The 19,698-nt window shown below is 61.0% G+C and carries 27 protein-coding genes; 13 read left to right on the forward strand and 14 right to left on the reverse strand.

What is annotated here, in order from left to right:
* From KT882_RS16545 to KT882_RS16590, 10 genes are all read left to right on the forward strand, one after another.
* Positions 1-297: a hypothetical protein gene (locus KT882_RS16545; RefSeq protein ID WP_228892542.1), complete on the forward strand. Its 297-nt coding sequence runs from the start codon at positions 1-3 to the stop codon at positions 295-297.
* The gene (locus KT882_RS16550; protein ID WP_228892543.1) at positions 294-671 is read left to right on the forward strand and encodes a hypothetical protein; all 378 of its coding nucleotides are present in this window, start codon (positions 294-296) and stop codon (positions 669-671) included. Before KT882_RS16545 ends, KT882_RS16550 begins: the two co-directional genes overlap by 4 nt.
* Positions 668-1,471: a hypothetical protein gene (locus tag KT882_RS16555; protein WP_228892544.1), complete on the forward strand. Its 804-nt coding sequence runs from the start codon at positions 668-670 to the stop codon at positions 1,469-1,471. The genes KT882_RS16550 and KT882_RS16555 overlap by 4 nt, the downstream gene beginning before the upstream one ends.
* Entirely contained in the window at positions 1,471-2,259 is a 789-nt protein-coding gene (locus KT882_RS16560) for a hypothetical protein (RefSeq protein WP_228892545.1), read from the forward strand. The genes KT882_RS16555 and KT882_RS16560 overlap by 1 nt, the downstream gene beginning before the upstream one ends.
* Entirely contained in the window at positions 2,259-2,918 is a 660-nt protein-coding gene (locus KT882_RS16565; RefSeq protein WP_228892546.1) for a glycoside hydrolase family 24 protein, read from the forward strand. The genes KT882_RS16560 and KT882_RS16565 overlap by 1 nt, the downstream gene beginning before the upstream one ends.
* Complete coding sequence (locus tag KT882_RS16570) at positions 2,915-3,250, forward strand: hypothetical protein (protein ID WP_228892547.1); 336 nt, start codon at positions 2,915-2,917, stop codon at positions 3,248-3,250. Before KT882_RS16565 ends, KT882_RS16570 begins: the two co-directional genes overlap by 4 nt.
* The gene (locus KT882_RS16575; protein ID WP_228892548.1) at positions 3,250-3,537 is read left to right on the forward strand and encodes a hypothetical protein; all 288 of its coding nucleotides are present in this window, start codon (positions 3,250-3,252) and stop codon (positions 3,535-3,537) included. Before KT882_RS16570 ends, KT882_RS16575 begins: the two co-directional genes overlap by 1 nt.
* 3 nt (positions 3,538-3,540) lie before the next feature.
* Entirely contained in the window at positions 3,541-3,777 is a 237-nt protein-coding gene (locus KT882_RS16580; protein WP_228892549.1) for a hypothetical protein, read from the forward strand.
* 16 nt (positions 3,778-3,793) lie between these two features.
* The gene (locus tag KT882_RS16585) at positions 3,794-3,958 is read left to right on the forward strand and encodes a hypothetical protein (protein ID WP_228892550.1); all 165 of its coding nucleotides are present in this window, start codon (positions 3,794-3,796) and stop codon (positions 3,956-3,958) included.
* Positions 3,959-4,060: 102 nt separating this feature from the next.
* A complete protein-coding gene (locus tag KT882_RS16590) occupies positions 4,061-4,432 on the forward strand; it encodes a DUF6232 family protein (protein ID WP_228892551.1) in 372 nt (123 codons plus the stop codon).
* Here KT882_RS16590 and KT882_RS16595 read toward each other — a convergent pair.
* The 4 genes from KT882_RS16595 to KT882_RS16610 all read right to left on the reverse strand — a co-directional run bounded on the left by KT882_RS16595 (position 4,416) and on the right by KT882_RS16610 (position 6,245).
* Positions 4,416-4,781, reverse strand: a complete 366-nt coding sequence (locus tag KT882_RS16595) for a hypothetical protein (RefSeq protein WP_228892552.1) — start codon at positions 4,779-4,781, stop codon at positions 4,416-4,418. The genes KT882_RS16590 and KT882_RS16595 overlap by 17 nt on opposite strands.
* Positions 4,782-5,110: 329 nt before the next feature.
* On the reverse strand, positions 5,111-5,671 hold the full coding sequence (locus KT882_RS16600) for a hypothetical protein (RefSeq protein WP_228892553.1): 561 nt from the start codon (positions 5,669-5,671) through the stop codon (positions 5,111-5,113).
* 38 nt (positions 5,672-5,709) lie between these two features.
* Complete coding sequence (locus tag KT882_RS16605; RefSeq protein ID WP_228892554.1) at positions 5,710-6,009, reverse strand: hypothetical protein; 300 nt, start codon at positions 6,007-6,009, stop codon at positions 5,710-5,712.
* Between the two features lie 44 nt (positions 6,010-6,053).
* Entirely contained in the window at positions 6,054-6,245 is a 192-nt protein-coding gene (locus tag KT882_RS16610; protein WP_228892555.1) for a hypothetical protein, read from the reverse strand.
* 318 nt (positions 6,246-6,563) lie between these two features.
* Here KT882_RS16610 and KT882_RS16615 point away from each other — a divergent pair, with 318 nt between their 5' ends.
* From KT882_RS16615 to KT882_RS16625, 3 genes are all read left to right on the forward strand, one after another.
* Complete coding sequence (locus tag KT882_RS16615) at positions 6,564-7,331, forward strand: hypothetical protein (RefSeq protein ID WP_228892556.1); 768 nt, start codon at positions 6,564-6,566, stop codon at positions 7,329-7,331.
* Between the two features lie 114 nt (positions 7,332-7,445).
* Positions 7,446-9,350 (forward strand): ATP-dependent nuclease, encoded by a 1,905-nt coding sequence (locus tag KT882_RS16620; protein WP_228892557.1) that lies wholly within the window; start codon positions 7,446-7,448, stop codon positions 9,348-9,350.
* Entirely contained in the window at positions 9,347-11,014 is a 1,668-nt protein-coding gene (locus KT882_RS16625) for a UvrD-helicase domain-containing protein (protein WP_228892558.1), read from the forward strand. The genes KT882_RS16620 and KT882_RS16625 overlap by 4 nt, the downstream gene beginning before the upstream one ends.
* A gap of 97 nt (positions 11,015-11,111) precedes the next feature.
* Here KT882_RS16625 and KT882_RS16630 read toward each other — a convergent pair whose 3' ends face one another.
* From KT882_RS16630 to KT882_RS16675, 10 genes are all read right to left on the reverse strand, one after another.
* Positions 11,112-13,328 carry a copper-transporting P-type ATPase gene (locus KT882_RS16630; protein WP_407682014.1) on the reverse strand — a complete coding sequence of 739 codons (2,217 nt, stop codon included), beginning with the start codon at positions 13,326-13,328 and terminating at the stop codon, positions 11,112-11,114.
* 143 nt (positions 13,329-13,471) lie between these two features.
* The gene (locus tag KT882_RS16635; RefSeq protein WP_228892559.1) at positions 13,472-13,801 is read right to left on the reverse strand and encodes a four-helix bundle copper-binding protein; all 330 of its coding nucleotides are present in this window, start codon (positions 13,799-13,801) and stop codon (positions 13,472-13,474) included.
* A gap of 103 nt (positions 13,802-13,904) precedes the next feature.
* Positions 13,905-14,288: a hypothetical protein gene (locus KT882_RS16640; protein ID WP_228892560.1), complete on the reverse strand. Its 384-nt coding sequence runs from the start codon at positions 14,286-14,288 to the stop codon at positions 13,905-13,907.
* A 62-nt stretch (positions 14,289-14,350) separates the two neighbouring features.
* Positions 14,351-14,872, reverse strand: a complete 522-nt coding sequence (locus tag KT882_RS16645; RefSeq protein WP_407682015.1) for a cupredoxin domain-containing protein — start codon at positions 14,870-14,872, stop codon at positions 14,351-14,353.
* 28 nt (positions 14,873-14,900) lie between these two features.
* Positions 14,901-15,800 (reverse strand): copper resistance D family protein, encoded by a 900-nt coding sequence (locus tag KT882_RS16650; RefSeq protein WP_228892561.1) that lies wholly within the window; start codon positions 15,798-15,800, stop codon positions 14,901-14,903.
* Positions 15,801-16,169, reverse strand: coding sequence for a copper homeostasis periplasmic binding protein CopC (gene copC, locus KT882_RS16655; protein ID WP_228892562.1), 369 nt, complete (start codon positions 16,167-16,169; stop codon positions 15,801-15,803).
* 16 nt (positions 16,170-16,185) lie between these two features.
* Positions 16,186-16,515: a copper-binding protein gene (locus KT882_RS16660; protein ID WP_228892563.1), complete on the reverse strand. Its 330-nt coding sequence runs from the start codon at positions 16,513-16,515 to the stop codon at positions 16,186-16,188.
* A 30-nt stretch (positions 16,516-16,545) separates the two neighbouring features.
* Positions 16,546-17,937, reverse strand: a complete 1,392-nt coding sequence (locus tag KT882_RS16665; protein WP_228892564.1) for a multicopper oxidase family protein — start codon at positions 17,935-17,937, stop codon at positions 16,546-16,548.
* Positions 17,934-19,304, reverse strand: coding sequence for a TolC family protein (locus KT882_RS16670; RefSeq protein ID WP_228896671.1), 1,371 nt, complete (start codon positions 19,302-19,304; stop codon positions 17,934-17,936). The genes KT882_RS16665 and KT882_RS16670 overlap by 4 nt, the downstream gene beginning before the upstream one ends.
* A 2-nt stretch (positions 19,305-19,306) precedes the next feature.
* Entirely contained in the window at positions 19,307-19,651 is a 345-nt protein-coding gene (locus KT882_RS16675; protein ID WP_228892565.1) for a hypothetical protein, read from the reverse strand.
* Between the last annotated feature and the right edge of the window lie 47 nt (positions 19,652-19,698).

The raw sequence follows: 19,698 nt of genomic DNA on the forward strand, positions 1-19,698 counted from the left end.
ATGGCAGCCATTCCCAGCATGCCAGGCCTGCCGCCGCTCTCGTTCACTGGCGGCAGCGCCGGGCCTTCGAGCGCAGGCAGCAACGCGGGCGTGAACCTGCCTATCAACCTGCCGGTCAACCTGGATCATTCGGGATGGAACGTGGTCATGCACGGCAACGCGACCCAGTCGGCCACCGGGAACACGGACGCAAACGGCATCGCCGGTACTGGCCTCTTGGACTCCCTGATCGGCAGCAAGAACTTGCCGCTGCTGGCGGCTGGCGGGCTCGTGCTGCTGCTGTTGGTGCGCCGTTGATTCGGGCTACCGCCTGCGGGCTGGACGAAGTGCGCCAGGTGCTGGCCGCCGCCGTGTCGCCTAAGTGCGATGCGGTGGGCAAATACACATTGGACGGTTTGGCGGCACAAGGCCAGTGCTTCAAGGTGCTGGCCGCCGACGGCTCCATCGTCGGCGCGTACATCCTGGCTGCGGAGGGGAGTGAGGTCTTCGTCACGGCCGCCGCCGGGCGCGCCGCGTTTGATCTGTCGGTAGTCCTGAACGGCCTGATCGACAGCCAGGCGCGGCAGTTCGATACGGTGGCCTTCCAGACGCAGCGCAAGGGCCTGGTGAAGAAGGCCATTGCGCAAGGCTATGAAATTGCAGGTTACATCATGAGGAAGAAACTGAAATGAGCGGCGGACGCAGCAACAGCGACAGCAGCACCAACACGACCAACAACGTCAACGAGACCATCACGAGCACGGATGGCCGCGTGGTGGCGTCCGACGCCGCCGTGGCGGCGACTGGCGGCAGCACCGCCGTGCGCAACGACACGACGACGAACAACACCAGCTTCGCTGACAGCAGCAATCACTCCACGAATTTCTCGGACAGCAGCGTGCGGAACACCAGCACCTCGACCTCGTTCGCGGACAGCAGCGACCATTCGACCTTTTTCTCGGATAGCAGCGACCACTCGACCTACTTCGCGGACAGCAGCAACCACTCCACGAATTTCTCGGACAGCAGCGTCCGGAACTCGACCACCAACTTTACCGACAACACCAACAACTCGACCAATTTCTCGGACAGCAGCGTCAAGAATTCGGGAAACACGACGGTGACGAATTTCACTTCCTCGTCCACCTCCACCGATTTCGGGGCGATAAACGCGTCGCTGGGCAGCATGGGAATGATGGGTAGCCAGGCGCTGGGCCTGAGCGGCAGCGCCATCGACGGGGCCATCAAGAGCCTGAACAGCACCGGCGCTAACCAGCTAGCGTCCCTGGGCGCGGTGCTGGACTTCGCCGGAAAGAACAGCGCCAACTCGCTGACCACCAGCAACGAGGTGTTGGGCTTCGCTAAGCAAGCGCTCGGCGCTACGCAGTCGGCTTTCGCTGATGCGAAAGACGGCGGCGACTCGAAGAACGTGATGTATGCGCTGGCAGCCGTCGCTGTCGTCGGCATTGCCTTCGCATTGAAAGGAAACTGATGCAAAGCTATCCATTCGCCCTGGACGCGACCAACCCCAGCGTGACCATCGCGGTTGCTGGCGACCTGTTCGTATACCAGAAGGGCATCTCTACCGGCAACGCCGAACTGTCCGTGAAGTCGGACATTGGCGGCGAGGTCGACCTGATCCCCGGCCAGCGTATCCGGCTGCCCGGCAAGCCCACCCGCTGGACGCTCAAGGTGAAGGACGGCGTTAGCGCCGTGACCGGCAAGATCGTCATCGGCTCGGGTGAGTTCGACGACGCCAATACGCTTAACACCTTCAAGCTGGACGGCACCTTCTCCAATACGGTCAAAGTGAGCAACACGCCCGCCGAAGCATTACCTGTGACTTTCGGCGCTATCACCGTGGGCAATACATCAGCCAACCGGGTGCCGGTGGCACTTGACCCAAATCTGGCCCTCAACATCGCATCGGGAAGCACCGTGGCATATACGCATAAATACATCTCCAACGCGTCCAGCGCAGCGAATACGCCCATTGAGCTGCTCACGGCGGCGACCAACGTCAACGGCGTGGTGCTGGAAAAATTCGACCTGCTGGCAGGGTCAAGCTGCACATTCGTCGTACTGGCAAAGGCCACGGCGCCCGTTAGCCCAACCGATGGCACCGTCGTCTACGGAAGTAACGCGAGTGGGAATGCTTACGTGTCTATGGATTTGCAAAAGAATGGCCGCGTCAAAATCCCTGCGGGCCTGGCCCTTTGGTACATGAGCTTTCAGGTGGATAGCGCGTCGTTGCGTAGCGCGCTGTTCACCGTGCTGTGATGGATCGCCAGCTCGCAAACATCGCGCTCGTCGCTATGGTCACGCTCATGCTGCACAAGTGGCTGAGCGACCAAGCCGACGAGGGCGAGCAAGACCAGACCGGCAGCTTTCTTGATCGGCTGCCCAGCTTGGCCGACATCTTCAATATGACGCAGGACGCGATAGACGGAATGGATATGCAACAAGCACGACACAACATCGAGGCGTTTCTCGACATGCTGCGCTACGCGGAGGGAACGCTGAGCGACGAGGGCTACCGGGCGCTGTTCGGCTGGCGGCCCGGCAACGGGCGCACCTTTGACAGCTTCGCGGACCACCCGCGCTTGCTGTTCCCGTACACGAACCTGGCAGGGGAAACCATCCAGACCAGCGCGGCGGGAGCGTACCAAATCACGCGCACGACCTACGACGCCCTGGTGAAGAAGTATCCGGAACTGCGGGGCCGTGGCTTCGATCCGCAGACGCAGGACGACATGGCCGTCTTGCTGATCGCCGAGCGCGGCGCGCTGGCCGATGTGCAGGCCGGGCGCCTGGCCGTCGCCATCGACAAGCTGCGCAAAGTGTGGGCGTCGCTGCCCAATTCGAACGTCAACCAGCCCACGCGGTCCTATGCCGCGCTGGCCCAAACCTTTACCGAGAACGGCGGAGTGATTGCATGAGCAAAGAAACCGATCCACTGATGATTGCCGCTGTCGCGGTAGTCGGCTTCATGCTGCTGAGCCGCCCGCGCACCGCTGCGGCCGGAACGGCGGCGCAGTACAACCCGCGCGGCCCATCGAGCATGCCGGGCAGCGTCGGCACCGGCACGACCCAGCTTGTGGGCGGCCTGCTGGGCGCGCTCGCGAGCCATATCCCGGAATGGGTGAACGGCTCCAGCGGTAGCGCCGCGCCGTATGCGAATGTTCCGCCGGTCCTGCAGGACACCGTGCCGCTGACCGGCGACGCCATGGAGACCGACCCGTTTGAAAACTTCTATGCGGGGATGGCCTGATGTTCGCTCTGGGCAAACTGGAAGCGGTCCTGATCGTCGCTGGCGTGTTGGGCGTGGTGCTGCTAAAAAAAAAGCTGATGGAGCCCGGCGCGGCGCTGAATGCGGGTGCGGCTGTAGCGCACGTCGTAGCTGATGCGGGAGCGGGCGTGGTGATCGGCATCGGCGACAGCCTGGGCATTCCACGCACCGACGAAACGGAGTGTGAGAAGGCCATGCGGGAAGGGCGCAGTTGGGATGCCTCATTCGCGTGCCCAGCTGGAACTTGGCTTAAATACATGGTGAACTGAAAAATGAAACTGAACGACTCTTACCTGATTTTGCTGGTGGGCCTGGGCGCTGCGGCGTACCTGATGAAGACCCCGGCGAAGACCACCACGCCGACCAAGACGCCTGCCGCCAGCGGCCCGCAGGAAATCCGCGTGGACGGCGACGCTCACGGCTGGCGCTATTTCACCGATGGCACCGCGATTGACCCATACGGCACCTACTACAAGGACGGGCTGCCAGTGTGGAACCCCATGATGTAACTACGAAAGGAAGGAAATGAACTTTTTGAAAGCTCGTATCAAGGAGCCGTCCACCTGGGCGGCCATCGGCATCATTCTGCAAATCGCCAAGAGCGCTGCGCCGCCGCAGTACCATGCCGTGGTGGACTGCATGTCTACCGTGCTGGCGACGCTGGCTGGTGTGACCCCGGAGGCTAAATAATGGCCCGCCGGACCCCGCCGCGCCGCGCCAATGGCCGGTTCAAAAAACGCAAAACGAAGTAATGGAATGGTATTATTTCCGCTTTGAAACTTAGGGGCGGGAATGAATCAAGAGCGCGTGTATTTCGATAACGGCAAAGTGAAGGTGACGAACAGCCGTGTTGTCGTGTTAAACCAAACCTACGCCATGAGCGGAATCACGTCGGTGAGTTTCGTAGAAGAGAAGCCAAACAGGCTTTTGCCGGTAGCGCTGGCGATTGGTGGCGCGGTAGGCGCGGGAAGCTTGGGCCTGAATATCTGGGTGTGCGCTGCGGCTGTTTTGCCTGGCGTCGCTTGGCTACTGATACAGCGCTCGCGCTTCTCAATTGCAATTGGGAGCGCGTCCGGCGACACAAAGGCCTTGACGAGTAAGTACAAGGACTTTGTCCACGGCGTCGTGGACGCTATCAATGCCGCCATCATTGAGCGCGGGTAATCAGCCCCTGGGCCATCTGGTCGAACTCATCAAGCCGCAGCGCCTCCATTGGCTGCGGCTTTTTTTCCGCCTGGCGGCGCAGTTCAAGCTGAGCATCATGCGTGACAACAGCCAGGCGGCGCGGGTAGTGGCCGGTCATCTGGCGGACGATCTCAGCGGACTCCATACGCTGCAGGCGCAGGATTTCGGGAACCCACCAAGGCAGCTTGGCGGTTTGGTTCAGCCAGCGCCGCACAGTGCGCTCGTCGCGCCGCAGCGTGCGCGCCACGCCTTTGACGCCGTCGCCGTGCGTGGCAACGTAGTAGGCGAATTCTGTGGGGTTGCCGTATCGGCGGTTTGGGTATCGCATGGTTTTGCCTGCCTAAAAAAAAGGCCGGATATCGTATCCGGCCCGTATCACTATTTGCTTGAAAGTAACATCGCAGCTACAGATGAGACCGCTTTTCAACTTCGCATAATCTATATTATGTCAAATGTCATGTTCGGCAATCGGTTGGGGCCTTCCCTGGATACGCAGTCCGCCATCGTACGATGAAGCAAAAGTGTGACTCTTTCTGAAGCAAATGTGTGACTCCCCGGCGGATATGAAGCAAAAGTGTGACTTTTCTCGATCACGCCCTATGAAGCTAGTCGACGCCGCCTCCGTTCCGGCCGCTTCTCTCGCCCGGCCGCGTCCTATTAGCGTGTTTGTTCTGGCAGCTTGAGATCGACCGCGCCGTAGAATGTCTGGCTTTGGTCTTGCGTCAGCGCGATCATTTGGGGTGAAGTGCCAATGCCCACCACGAGGAGCTTCCCGCTGTGACTTGGCGGCAGATTTGTGGCGTCCCGGGCGGCCTTCAATGCGCACAGCATGCGCTGGCCGTCCGCAGAATTTACCCAGGCGTCGATGTTTTCAATCAGCATGACGAACGGCGTCCCGCCGTGCGTAATTTGGCGCACCAGGTCTTTTAAGTGAGCCGTGCGTTGCTCCCTCTGGTCACCCTTTGTCTGAGCGTGGGCAGCCGCAGCCACCGTTTCGAGCACGTCGTCGCCGCAGAGCTCGTCCGCGCGCACGCGCACCATCTGGGCGCCCGCCTTACCCAGTTTGCCAGCCAGTGCATCGAGAAAAGGCATTTGTAGCGCCGCGTTATCTTCCGCCGAAATAAACACGCCAGATTGATAGCCTTGGTCAAGCACACGCGGCGACAGCAAGCTGCGGCACAGGTCATTTGCAAAACTATCGAGTATGGTGTTCAGCATGAAATTGATGACCAGCCTCCCGCAAAAGCTCACCTAACTCAGGCCACGACGTCGAGCCGCCCCGGCCACCGCGTTACGGTGGGTTCCACGGACAGGTCGATGATTGCGCCCGGCGCTGGAGGCAGTTCCAGGACGTGCGCGATCGCCACCCTAGCCGCGTCGTGGCATTTTTCGTCACCGGCTTGTTCAGCCCAAGCGTCGTCGAACTGTAGATTGAAATGCACCGCCCTGGCCTGGTCGTACGTACCCGCCCAGAGGGTCACGTGGGCCAGATGGCCCAGCATCTTGGCCTCGGCCAAGCGGCGGTCATCTGGACCCAGCATGTAGTTGAACCGCATCTTGCCTCCTTGCTGAACGACAGCTGCCGGCGTAGCGCCGGCCGTCAGCGTTTTTTGATCGATTGCGAGGTGACCGAGCCGGCCAGCTGCTTCGTGGTGGCGCTGGAATTCGGGTTATGCAGGGCGCCCGACGCTTTCGCTTCCATCGCCTTGCCCGTGGCCTTGTTGGTTCCTGCCTGTGCCAGGGCGCTGCCGGCCAGACTGCGCTGGATGGCCGACGCATTTGGATTCGACAACGTGCGTCCTGCGGTCGACGCAACCTTCCCGCCTGTAGATTTGCCTGCCATGAAACCTCCGTAAATATCTTGCATGACTATATGTAGTGAAATTTACCGCTAAAGGCACTATAGCTTGTGGATGGGATATTGCAAGAATTTTTACTCGCGACGGCAACTAGGCGAGCCGAAACGATGGAAACCGGGCGAAAACCCGAGCGTGAAACCGATGGGCCGTTTGTCTAAATCATTTACCTTAATTCATATTAAGGTAAATAGTGTATTTTGACAGTTATAAATATACCTGTTAATGTACCTATGTCAACCTCAGGAAGCCGTATGCCACGCCCACCTTTTTCCCTCACGGATAACCAAGCCCGCGTCATTTCCGCCGGCGTCGCCCAGCTGGAGCTGGACTATCCGATCGATCCTCAAAATCACCGCCCTTTCGTGCGCGCTTTTATCCGGCTGGTGCACTCGGCAACTGGCCGCTTCTACAGCCCCGCCGTTTACCGGCGCTTGCTCGGCGCCTACGCTGAGCACCGGCGGCCGTCGACGTCCACGCTCGCCGCCGAAAAGGCCGCGCTGGCCGCTGAAACCACGCCCGTTGAACCGGCATCCGAGGCGGCGGCGCCACTTTCGGTGCCATCTGCCCTGCCCGCCTTGATCGCCAACGTCGTTGCCGACGCGATGGCCCAGAGTCGCCGCGTGGATGGGGGCGCCGCGGCTCAGGCTGCTTTTTACGCAGACCGGCTCCGCGAAACCGAGTTGGAACTGCGTACTGAGAGATTGAATGCCGCGCAGCTGCTGGCGGCGTTGAACCAGTGCCGGGAAACTGCGGCACAGCAGGCAGAAGAAGCTGAGAAATTGCGCGGCATCGTGTCCGCGCAGAGCGAGGCCATCACCAAGCTGACTGCCGAAGTGAGCGACCTGAGGAAGTTCGCGCTAGTCGCGATCGACGACGCGCGGGGCGAAACACGGACCTGGAAGGATCGCGCCGCGTATCTTGAAAGCCAGCGTCAGCTCGACAGCCGGCTCCTGGAGACGTTCCGCCAGAAGGCGTATCGCAACGGCGCCGATATTCCCGAACTCCTCAAAAAGACATAAACAGGTCCGGGTGTGACGAATGGAGAGAATTGGAACACCGCTTTTCCTCAATACTCTCCCTCTGGCAAGTACAACAACCAAAAAACACTCATCCAATCTAGCGAGCGCCCAGCCATGCACCTGCACCACATTCGCCTGTCGAATTTTCAATCCTTCGGCCCAGCCCCCGTCAGCTTCACCGTCCCCGAGTTGTGCTACCTCATTGGCCCCAATGGCTCGGGAAAAACCGCCGCGCTGCAAGCGCTCTGCCGACTGTTTGCGTTTGACCCGGCCCTGCGCCGGATCAAAAAGTCCGATTTTCACGTCCCGCACGACGAAGCCGAAGTGCCGGCCGAACGCAAGCTCTGGATTGAGGTCGATTTCGTGTTCCCGGAACTGGAAGACGGTGAAGAGAGCGATGGTGTCGCACCCAACTTCGGCCACATGCGGCTCGACGAGGCCGATGGCCTGGTGCGCGTGCGCTTCCGCCTGGAAGCGACACTGTCGGACGCCGGTGAAATCGATGAGTCGCTGGTCTACGTCCTCGACGTGAAGGAGGATGGCACCATCGTTAGTACCGCCCAGGTACCCAAGGCCGAGCGCAACGAAATTCACGTTCATTATCTGCCGGCACGCCGTGATCCGGCGGATCACATCGCGTATGGCGCCAACGCTTTACTGGGCAGGATGCTGCGGGCGGTCAACTGGGACAATGAACGGGCCGACATCAAGGAACTGACAGACCAGATCACCGAGCGTCTGTCCAGCAACCCGTCCATCAACGCCTTTAGCGACTGTCTTTCCGAGACGTGGACGTCGCTGCACAAGGGGAGTTACTTTGCCGATCCGAAGATCACTTTCGCGGCGTCCGAAGTGGAAGCCTTACTTCGCCATCTGTCGATCTCCTTCTCCCCTGCGCACGATGATCGCGTTGCTGATTTCTCCCGGCTGAGCGATGGCCAGAAGTCCATGCTGTACCTTTCCCTGGTGGTGTCATCCCACGCCATCGGCCGCAAGGTGCTGGCAGGAGAAGACACCAGTTTCGATGTCGAGAAACTGCGTCCCCCGGTCTTTACCATCATCGCCATCGAAGAGCCTGAGAACAGCTTATCGCCGCATTTTCTCGGCCGCATCGTCAACACCTTATCGAAGATCACCAGCGACGGTGACGCCCAGGCGCTGATCGCGACCCATGCGCCTTCGATGTTGCGGCGCGTGCCGCCAGAAAACATCCGGTACCTTCGCTTGAACGCGGCGCGCACAACGCAAGTGCGATCCATACGCCTGCCAGAGGCCCAGGACGATGCGCACAAATTCGTCCGGGAGGCCGTCCAGGCCTTCCCCGAGATCTATTTTTCGCGTCTGGTCGTGCTCGGCGAAGGCGACAGCGAGGAAATTGTTCTGCCGAGGCTGCTGCGTGCCAAAGGGGCGCCCATCGATGAGTCGGGTGTGTCGGTGGCACCGCTCGGCGGGCGCCACGTCAATCACTTCTGGCGCCTGCTGTCCGAACTGCAAATCCCCTACCTCACTTTGTTGGATCTGGATCTGGCGCGGTTCGGCGGCGGGTGGGGCCGGGTCAAGTACGTGAATGATCAACTGGGACAGCATGAGCCAGCCAAGCAACTGCCCGCTGATCACGGCATACCCAATTGGAACAGCGACACCGAGAAATTGATGGAATATGCGCATTACCTCGGCCTACTGGAAAAAAGTGGTGTTTATTTCTCCTCTCCCATGGATCTGGACTTCGCGCTGCTCGCGGCCTTTCCCGTTCAGTATGGCGCAAAGTTAGAAGACCCGGACAATGATACGGTCAAGGCTGTCTTGGGCAAAAGCCACCACGGTTCTGAGCAATATACGAAAGCGCAGCAACAGCTATTTGGCACGTATCACAGCCTGTTCAAAGTCGGTAGCAAACCCGCCGCGCACATCGAGGCGCTGGCGAACATTACCGATGCAGCGCTGCTGGCGGCCATGCCGCCATCGTTGGCGCGGCTCGCCGACGCCGTTATTGCGCGCCTGGGGGAGTTACCGGAATGATCGCACCAGATGCATGGGCGCCGGCCGACGGACTGACACTGGAACCGAACGCCTTGCGCGCGGCAAGGGAGCGGCAAACGAACCTGGCATTGACAGCGGGACCTGGTGCCGGCAAAACGGAGATGCTGGCGCAGCGAGCAGACTTCCTGTTGCGCACCGGCGTGTGCCGCTATCCCAAGCGCATCCTCGCCATATCGTTCAAGGTGGACGCCAGCTCCAACCTCAAAGAGCGCGTCAAGCGCCGCTGTGGCATCGCATTGGGGCGCCGGTTTGACAGTCATACCTTCCACGCCTTTGCCAAGCGCATTATCGACCGGTTTCGTCCGGTGCTCACCGGCGCCGACGCCCTCGATCCTGGGTACCAGATTGGAAACAGTCGCGTCGCGTGTTCGCAAATCGAGTTCAAAGACCTTATACCCCTTGCCATCAAGATCTTGCGGCAGTCCCCAAGTGCACGCAATGCCATTCGACAAACCTACACCGATGTGTTTCTTGACGAATTCCAGGATTGCACGGGCGATCAGTACGAGCTGATCAAAGTAGCGTTCAAAGGGACGGCGATCCGCATGACCGCAGTCGGTGACGTCAAGCAGAAAATCATGGGCTGGGCTGGGGCGTTGGAGGGGATTTTTCAACTGTATGCGCACGACTTCGCGGCAGTGCCACTGAATATGTACCGCAATTTTCGCTCGCAACCGAAGCTCCTGCGCATGCAGAACGAAATCATTCGTGTTCTCGACCCCGCCTCAGTGATGCCTCCAGAGCAACTGGCCGGCGAAGGTGGCGAAATTTTTTCTTGGCGTTTTGCCGATAGCCGCCAAGAGGCACAGTATCTTGCCAACCTGATCGCAGGCTGGACACAAGGCGGCAAGCTCCCCTACGCCGAGGTCGCGATACTGGTTTCTAAACTGCCGGATCAATATGCCTACGACTTAATGGACGCGCTCACGCGCTTGGGCATCCCCTATCGCAACGAAACGCAACTGCAGGACATATCGACCGAGCCGGCGGCCCGGTTGATTGTCGATTTCCTCGCCTGCCTTTATGGTCAGCGAGAGCCGAAGGCTTGGATTCGGCTATCGGAGCAGCTGATGCCATACGACGATGACGATCTGCAGTCCGCCAAGCGCCGCGCGTTTCACCGGTTTGTGAAGACGCAGCGCAACGAGGTCGCGGTTGCGCAGTTACTGGGTGAACCGTACGATGGTTGGTGGGAGCGCGCGACCAAATTTCTCGGCGTCGTCGGCTTGGAGACGCTGGTAGCTCTGTCGCCGGACTATGAAGCGCACGCCCGGCTCAAAGAGGTGATCCTGCAGACAAAGACGAAGATCGAGGAGTTGCTCAAGCTCGAACCGGTGCTACCATCTGCCCTGAATCGCTTTGCTGACGATCAGGCGGTGCGTTTGCTGACGATCCATAAGAGCAAAGGCTTGGAATTTGATTCGGTGATCATGCTTGGGATTGAGGAGGAGGTTTTTTTCGGCAATGCAACCGACGAGCGTTGTGTGTTCTTCGTTGGCGTCTCGCGGGCAAAGCGGCGACTGGTGCTTACATACGCCGATCAGAGGCCTAAACCGGAGAACTACCAGAAGCGGTGGGATGTCATCCGTCGCCCATACAGTGAGTTCTTTAGGTACGCGGCCCCCTTCATAGCCCCTAATTAGTCGAACAGAACTGTCCGGGACGATGCTGGGAGCGTGGCGAACTGACGCGCTCAATCAGTTCGTCGCTTGCCCCGGCGTGGTGGTTCATCGCCTGAAATCAACGCAGGCGCAAGGCGTTGGCAATCACCGAAACGGAACTCAGGCTCATGGCCAGCGCCGCGATCATCGGCGAGAGCAACTGGCCTGTGAAGGGGTAAAGCACGCCGGCCGCCAGCGGTATCCCCAGTGCGTTGTAGACGAACGCGAAGCCCAGGTTTTGCCACATATTGCGCACGGTCGCCACTGAGATCGCGCGGGCTTGCGCGATGCCGCGTAAATCGCCTTTGACCAGGGTCAGATGCGCGCTGTTGATGGCAACGTCGGTTCCCGTCCCCATGGAAATACCAACGTTCGCCTTCGCCAGGGCAGGCGCGTCGTTGATGCCGTCGCCGGCCATCGCCACCACCCTGCCCTGGCGCTGAAGCTTCTCGACCAATGCAAGTTTGTCCTGGGGTTTGACCTCACCGTAATACTCGTCGATGCCAAGCTTGCCCGCAACGTACTTCGCGGTGGTGCCACCGTCACCGGTGGCCATGATCACCTTGATGTCCGGTCGCAAGCCGCGCAACGCTTCCTCGGTGCTGGCCTTGACGGGATCAGCTACCGCGATCAGCCCCGCCAGCCGGCCTTGAGAAGCAAGGTACATCACGCTGGCACCCTCGGCGCGCATGCGCTCGGCGGCGTCGGCCAGCGGCGTCCACTCGATGCCATCGCTATCCATCAATGCGGTATTGCCCAAAGCGATGCTACGACCGCCAATGACACCACGCACGCCGATCCCGCTGGCGGACTCGAAACCTTCGGGCCGGGAAAGCGGGAGTTGTCTGCGCAGCGCCTCGCTGACAATGGCGTGCGCCAAGGGGTGCTCGCTGCCTTGATCCAGGCTGGCGGCAAGCTGTAGTACATCGTTTTCGTTGAAGCCGGCGGCCGCGACCGCCCGGCTGAACGCCGGTTTGCCTTCGGTAAGGGTGCCGGTTTTGTCGACAATGAGCGTATCGACTCGTTTGAGTTCCTCGATCGCTGCCGCGTCGCGGAACAACACGCCAATAGTTGCGGCCCGGCCGGTCGCTGCCATGATCGACATGGGAGTGGCCAGTCCCAGCGCGCAGGGGCATGCAATGATGAGTACGGCCACGGCATTGACAAACCCGAACGCCCAACTGGGATCGGGCCCGTAGAAGCCCCAGCCCAGCAGCGTCAACACGGCAATCGCCACCACGACCACGACGAAGTAGCCGGCCACGCTGTCGGCCAGTCGTTGCATGGGAGCGCGCGAACGCTGTGCCTGCGCCACCATCTGCACAATCTGCGACAGCATTGTGTCGCTGCCGATCTTCTCGGCCCGCATGATCACGCTGCCGCTGGTATTGAGCGTGGCCCCGATCAGGTGATCGCCGGCGCGTTTGGTCACCGGCAAGGGTTCTCCGGTCAGCATCGATTCGTCGAGCGCGCTTTCGCCTTCGGTGACAACGCCATCGACCGGCACTTTCTCCCCCGGGCGCACACGCAGCGTGTCGCCGACGTGTACGTGGTTAAGCGGTATGTCTTCTTCAGTCCCGTCGTCGCGAATGCGTCGCGCGGTCTTGGGCGCCAGTCCCAGCAACGACTTAATGGCGGCGGAGGTCTGCGAGCGTGCCCGCAGTTCCAGAATCTGCCCCAGCAACGTCAGCGACACGATCACCGCCGCCGCCTCGAAATACACCGCAACGTCACCATGCGCGGCGAAACTCGGTGGAAATACGTGCGGGGCCACCGTTGCAACAATACTGTAGCCATAGGCGGCGATGACACCGGTGCCAATCAGCGTCCACATATTCGGGCTGGCATGTCGCAGTGATTGCGCCCAGCGCTCAAAGAAAGGCCAGCCTGCCCACAGCACCACGGGGGTGCTCAGCGCGAACTCGATCCAATTCTGCCCCGGTAACGACCCGCGCAACAACATATGGCCGAACATGGCCAGGATGAATACGGCGGAGGTGAAAGGCAATGTCCACCAGAAGCGGCGCCGGAAAGAGACCAGCTCCGGGTTTTCTTCCTCATCCAAGGCGGGCATGACCGGCTCCAATGCCATTCCGCAGATCGGACAGCTACCCTGGCTTGCCTGGCGGATTTCCGGATGCATCGGACAGGTGTACAGCGTTGCCTCACCCGCCGCCATTGGCCGCGTTGGCGGCGGTTGATCTGCATGATGGTTCTTGCCGTGGTGATGATGGCCGGAGTGATCGTGTCCGTGGCCGCCTGCGTGCCCGCCGGTCCCAATGTCGCTGTTGCGCATGCGTTTCTCCCAGCCGATCGGCTTGGTTGATGTCGATGTATTGCTTGTGCCCGAGTCCACCTTAAACCTTCCCTCGGTGGCAAGGTCAAGCTTGCATGGTTCCGCGCCTTGAGCGCGGAACCTACTTGGTGGTCACACCGTCATTAGGCGCTCATTTGCTCGCACTGGTCTGCGCAGCGGCGGCAGGCCTCGGCGCATTGCTGGCAATGCGCCATTGCGTGCGCGCCACATTCTTCGGCGCAGGCGCGGCACAATTGGGCGCACAGCCGGCAAAGGTCGGCGGCATGTCCGCTGGCGCGCGCCATCAATCCAGCAGCCGCCCGGCAGATCTGGGCGCAATCAATGTCCAGCGCGATACAGCGGGACATGGCTTTTACGTCCTCTTCCTGGAGACAGGAGGCGGCGCAGAAGTCGCAGGCGTCGGCGCAGGTGTTGCAGGCATCGATGCAGCTTTGAAAATTATTTTGGTTCATGGCAGTTCCTTTTCGTTTAGGTCGTTGGTTGTACATTGCGAATCTCATGTCCAGTGCGGACGATACGGCACATGCCGGCCATCCGCAGGCCGATGAGGCAGGACTACACGAGGCGAACGAAAAGGGACTTGGGGGGACGTTCAAGTCCGGAGGGAATAAAGCTCAGAACAGGCTTCGGTGCAACAACACGCGACACGCTGGACGCCATCGCCGGCATGGCCGGTCCCTGCGCGGAAGGCGGTGCAAGAACACCGATGACGCATGTGCACGTCTTGCAATGCCCATGCTGCGCAGTCGCTTTTCGGCCACCATCCTCGGTCGCGGCGCGCGCCGTCTCATCGTGGCAAGGCGGCTGCGCAGTTTGTTCTGCCTGAATAAGTTGCTGCATGCGCAGGCAACAGATACCCAGCGTCGTGGCATATCCCTGCAGCGGAACGGCGACGACGAGCAGACAGGCCAACACAAGACGGACAAAACCCTTGTTCATTTGCCCACTCTAGCACCTTGCGTCGAGCCACACTCGCACCTTTCATTGATGCAACGGTAGCCTCACCGTTTCGCCACCTGCACTTGTCCCTTCATACCCGCCTCGAAATGGCCTGGCTGAAGGCAGGCGAAGTCAACTGTGCCCGCCGTGTCGAATTGCCAGATCATCGTCCCGGTCGTGCCTGGCGCTAAAGTGACCTGATTGGGCTCTGCATGTTCCATTTCGGGGAATTTCGCCATCATCTGCGCATGCTCCTTGAGTTCGCCGGCCGAACCGATCACCAGCTCGTGTTTCAGCTTGCCAGAGTTTTTCACCACGAAACGCAGCACCTCGCCTTGCTTGACGGCGATAACGGCGGGTGAGAAGCGCATCGAGTCGTTCATGTCGATCGTAACGGTGCGCGTCACCTTGGCCGGGTCGCCAGCCTTGCCGACAGCCGACTCGCCGTGCTCGTTCATCGCGTGCGAAGCGTGCGTATGTGCGCCGCTGGCGTCTTTCATCTGGTCACCGGTGGCTGCACCGGCGGGTGTTGACAACATGGCCGAGAACCACATCGCGGACATCATGCCATAGAACCTGTTCATAGTTTCTCCAATAAAATGTCGGTGCCGCCTACATTGCGGCCGGCGGCGGTTGCGAGGTCAGAATAGAAGCGGCCAGCACCACAGCGAGCAGTACGACGCTTTCGATCCGCAGTGCAAAGCACACCTTGCGCAGCCCTTGGGCGGAGCGTGACGCGGCGGGCAGACCGATAAACTTGTTGTATCCCCCCAGCCCGATGGCGACCAGGACCAGCGCCACTTTCAGCAGTAAGGTGAGTCCGTAAAACGTATGCTGCAAATGGTCGACCGTGCCAACCCTGTGCCAGGCGCTATAGATGCCGGTGACGAAGATCGCAATGACTGCCGCCATGGCGGCCTGGGACATCCGATCCAGGTAATGGTCATACGCGCCAATGGCGGCAGTACCGATGTGCGCCTCGCTCAGCGCGCACCAGGCGGAGACGATCACTGCGCCGGTCCAGAGCCCGATGGCGGCATAATGCACTGCCTCCGCCGCCAGCGCGACCGACAGAAAGCCGTCCTCCCCGGCGTGCCCCATCGAGGCACGCGTCACTGCAAACAACGTCAATGCCAGAGCGGCGCCGAGATCGCTCGCGCGACCGTCGCTGCCAAACGCGCGAACAAGCAGCAATGCCAGCATGGCGGCGACGGTGATGCTGCCTGCGTGTCCGTAGTCCGTACTGGTCAACATCATCCAGAACATCGGACATGCCTCGCGCAGACCGACATCGCCCATTACCGCGGTGGCCACCAGCAACGCGATCGCGCTGCTCAACGCACACAGTCCCGCCGCCAACTGGTCGTACCGGCGCAGCCCAGGCTCAGCATCAGTGCCGCCGGCGCCGTTCGAGCGCAGCCAGCGGCGGGCGAACCATGATCCCACCAGCCAGGTGAAACCGACGTTGAGCAAAAATGCCGAGCCCACCTGCAGCAACGCGACTGCATCCATTTATTTCACCGTGAACTTGAATTCGCCTTTGCGGCGGTGGCCGTCATGCCCGGCCACCGCCCAGGTGACGGTGTAGGTGCCGCTCGACAGCGCGGGCACGTCCAGCCGCAGGATCGCCGGGTTGGCCGCGTCCACCTTGGCCTTTTCCGCCGCGACTTCCTTGCCCTGGCCGTCGGCCACGGAAATGGAGCTGAACGCCTGTTCCACTTTTTCATTGAAGGTGAGCGCGATTTCCTTTGGCGCCGCATCGAGTGTCGCGCCGGCTGCTGGATTGGAACTCTTCAGGCTGGCGTGCGCCGAAGCGATCGGACTGGCGAGCGTGGCCACGGCCACAGCGGTGGCGGCAATGATGGTGTGCAGTCGTTTCATGTTCAGTTCTCCTTGTTTATTTGGCTGCTTCGATGGCGGTGACCGTCAGTGCCCCGCCCACCTTGTCGGCAACAAAGCGCACTTTGTCGCCCTGCTTGACTTTGTCGAGCATGGCCGGATCCTGAACCTTGAACACCATCGTCATGCCCGGCATGCCCAGGTTCTTCAGTTCGCCGTGCTTGATGGTCAGTTTGCCGGCCTCTTTATCGACCTTTTTGATTTCTCCGTCGCTCATCGCCGCCTGAGGGCTCGACGCGGCGTTCTGCTGTGCAAAAGCCGGCGTTCCGATCGACGCGAGCGACAAGCCAGTGACGGCGGCCAGGATAATTTGTTTCAGATATCGCATGATGTTTCCTTTCAAGTTAAACAGCAAAAATCAGTGCCCGTCGTGGCCGGTCGGTTTGCGCACCGTTACCTCCACATTGGGCTTGTTCATGGCGGGCATCGACTGCCCGCCGGCGCTGGTGCGGCGCTCCGGTTCGGGCAGCGTCCCGGTCCATTCATACGCAACGGTGCCGGCTGGATGCTTGTACCAGCCCGGATCCGAGTAGTCGCCCCGTTTCTGATCCTTGCGGACCTTCAATACGGTGAACATGCCACCCATTTCAACGCCGCCAAACGGTCCCTCCCCCATCATCATCGGCAGCGTGTTTTCTGGAATCGGCATTTCCATGCCGCCCATCGATCCGCCCTTGTCGCCCATCACCATGTAGTCGGGCACAATCTTGTTGATCTTCTCGGCCACGCCGCGGTGGTCGACGCCAATCATCGTCGGTACGTCGTGGCCCATCGCATTCATCGTGTGATGCGACTTGTGGCAGTGGAACGCCCAATCGCCCAGGTCGGTAGCGACAAATTCGATCGCCCGCATCTGGCCGACGGCGATGTCGGTCGTCACTTCCGGCCACCGCGAGGCCGGTGGCGTCCAGCCGCCGTCGGTGCCGGTGACCATGAACTCGTGGCCATGCAGGTGGATCGGGTGATTCGTCATCGTCAGGTTGCCCACGCGGATGCGTACCTTGTCGCCCTGACGTACCGGCATCGAATCGATGCCGGGGAACACCCGACTGTTGAACGTCCACAGATTGAAGTCCAGCATGGTGTTGATCTTCGGCGTATAGCTGCCTGGCTCAACGTCGTAAGCGTTCAACAGGAACACGAAGTCGCGGTCAACCGCGTGCAGCGACGGATCTTTGGGATGGGTTACCCAGAAACCCATCATGCCCATCGCCATTTGCGCCATCTCGTCTGCGTGCGGGTGATACATGAATGTGCCAGGGCGTTTGGCGACGAACTCGTACACAAAGGTCTTGCCCGGAGCGATGCCCGGCTGGGTCAGTCCGGTGACGCCATCCATCCCGTTGGGCAGTCGCTGACCGTGCCAGTGCACGCTCGTGTGTTCAGGAAGCTTGTTGGTGACGAAGATACGCACCCGGTCTCCTTCCACCACTTCGATGGTCGGGCCGGGCGACTGGCCGTTGTATCCCCAGAGATTCGCTTTCATGCCCGGCGCGAGCTCGCGCACCACCGGTTCGGCGACCAGGTGAAACTCCTTGACCCCGTTGTTCACACGCCACGGCAGCGACCAGCCGTTGAGCGTGACGACCGGGTTGAACGGCCGCCCGTTCGGCGGTGGCGGCGGGACGTGCGTATCGGCGCTGCTCATGGTGGCCGCTTCGGGTAACGATGCGGCGCCAGCTTTGCTGACGGCGGCGGCGCTGACCGCGACCGCGCCGGCGCCCTTGAAAAAGTCTCTGCGTGAAATCATGGCATGGTCCTCGTGTCGGTGTTGCTGCCGCCATTGATGGCGCTTTGCAGCCTGCTTTCCGCGATCCAGAAATCGCGTTGTGTTTCAATCGCCGTATTGACGCTGTTGAGTTGCTCACGCGAGTCGGCCAGCAGCTCGAACACACTGGCCAGCATGCCGTTGTAGCGCAGCAGAACCTCGTCCGAAATCTTTTTGCGAAGTGGCACGACGTCATCGCGATAGTGACGGGCAATGTCATAGGTGGTGCGATAAGCCGAGTAAGCCTCTCGCACTTCGGATCGCGCGCGTACCGCAATGTCGGTGGTCCGGTGCACCGACTGCATGTACAGCGCTTCGGCCCGCGCCACCCTGGCGCCGCCCCAATCGAAGATCGGCAACTCCAGCGACACCTCGTAGCCGTTCTCGCGTGGCGCACCGGTGGTGCTCTTATTGACGTAGCCAGCGTCGAAGACGTTGATGAACGACGTGGTTTTGGTCAGCCCCAACGCGGACGCGGTCGAGTCGACGTCGCGGCGCGCGACCAGTACATCCAGGCGCCGCGACATCGCCAGCGCTTCGGCATTGTTCATGTCCTGAGGCTGCGCGGGCAGATCCGGCAGTCGGTCGGGTAAATTGAACTGCTGCTGCGCGCCCCACAGGCCCAGCAGCCGGATCAGCTGCTCGCGGCCCGAGGTGGCTTCCAAGCGCGCCCGTGCCAGCTGGGTTACCGCGTCCTGGTAAAAGGCGCGCTCGCGGGCCTGATCCAGCTTGCTCCAGTTGCCGACCTTGGCCATGCTGTCGGCCAGCTGTGCCGATGCCTCGGCCGCGCCCAGCACTTGTTGCGCGAACGCCGCCGATTGCTGGGCCGCCACCGCAGTGAAATAGGCCCGGCGCGTGTCGGCCGCCAGTTGTACGGCCTGGGCGGCGGCGAGCAGCTTGGCTTGCTCGTAGCGTCCTTTCTCAATACGGGAGCGGGTCGGCAGCGTCAGCAATCCAGCAATGTCGAACATGACGCCGCGGTCAATTTCGGTCTCACCGCCACCGCGCACCCGGCTAAAACTAAAACCGGGATTGCGCAGCCGCCCCGCCTGGACAAAGTCGGCCTCGGCAACGCCGAGTTCGGCGAATGAAGCCTTGAGGGCCGGGTTGTTAAGCAGCGCGATCTTCACCGCCGACTCGGCCGTCAAAGGCTGGGTCAGCAGGTTGCTGACGTTCGGGTCGTTGGACGTCGTCTTGTTTAACGAAACAGCCTGGCCCACGCGGGCCTCGGTCAGCGCGGAGACGTCGGCTAGCCCACCGTCGTTCGACAGGCTCGCACATCCTGCCAGAAACACGGCAGTCAGTCCGACCGCTGTGCGGCTCAAAATTGGCGAAGGTGCTCGCAACATAATCATTGCCCTTTCTTGTTCATGTGGTGTCCCGCATGTGGATCGGCAGGGGCGTCCTTGGCTGGTACGCCCGGTACGGCGGACGGTGGTGCTGCAGAGGCCGGCACCGGCGCCTTCGCATCTTGCTCAGGCTGGCCGGACACTTCCCGATTGGCCCGCACCCACACCTTGTCGGGCGAGACGGACATTTCCTCGGCGCGCAGGTAGCCGGCGTAGGCGGATTGATATTGGGGCGGCGGCACGGCGGCGTCCGCATCCGTGACAGCGGCCGCGACGTGCGCGGGCTGTGCATGGACGAACATCGGCGCGCTTGTTACCGCCAGAAGCAGCAGGCGTAAGCGTGTCATGATTTTCCTCAGAATGTACTGGTACAGGGCGTTATTGCCCGGGCGGC

Origin of the sequence: Pseudoduganella aquatica, from assembly GCF_020865585.1 — a bacterium.
In the GTDB taxonomy this organism is placed as follows: Bacteria; Pseudomonadota; Gammaproteobacteria; order Burkholderiales; family Burkholderiaceae_D; genus Rugamonas; species Rugamonas aquatica_A.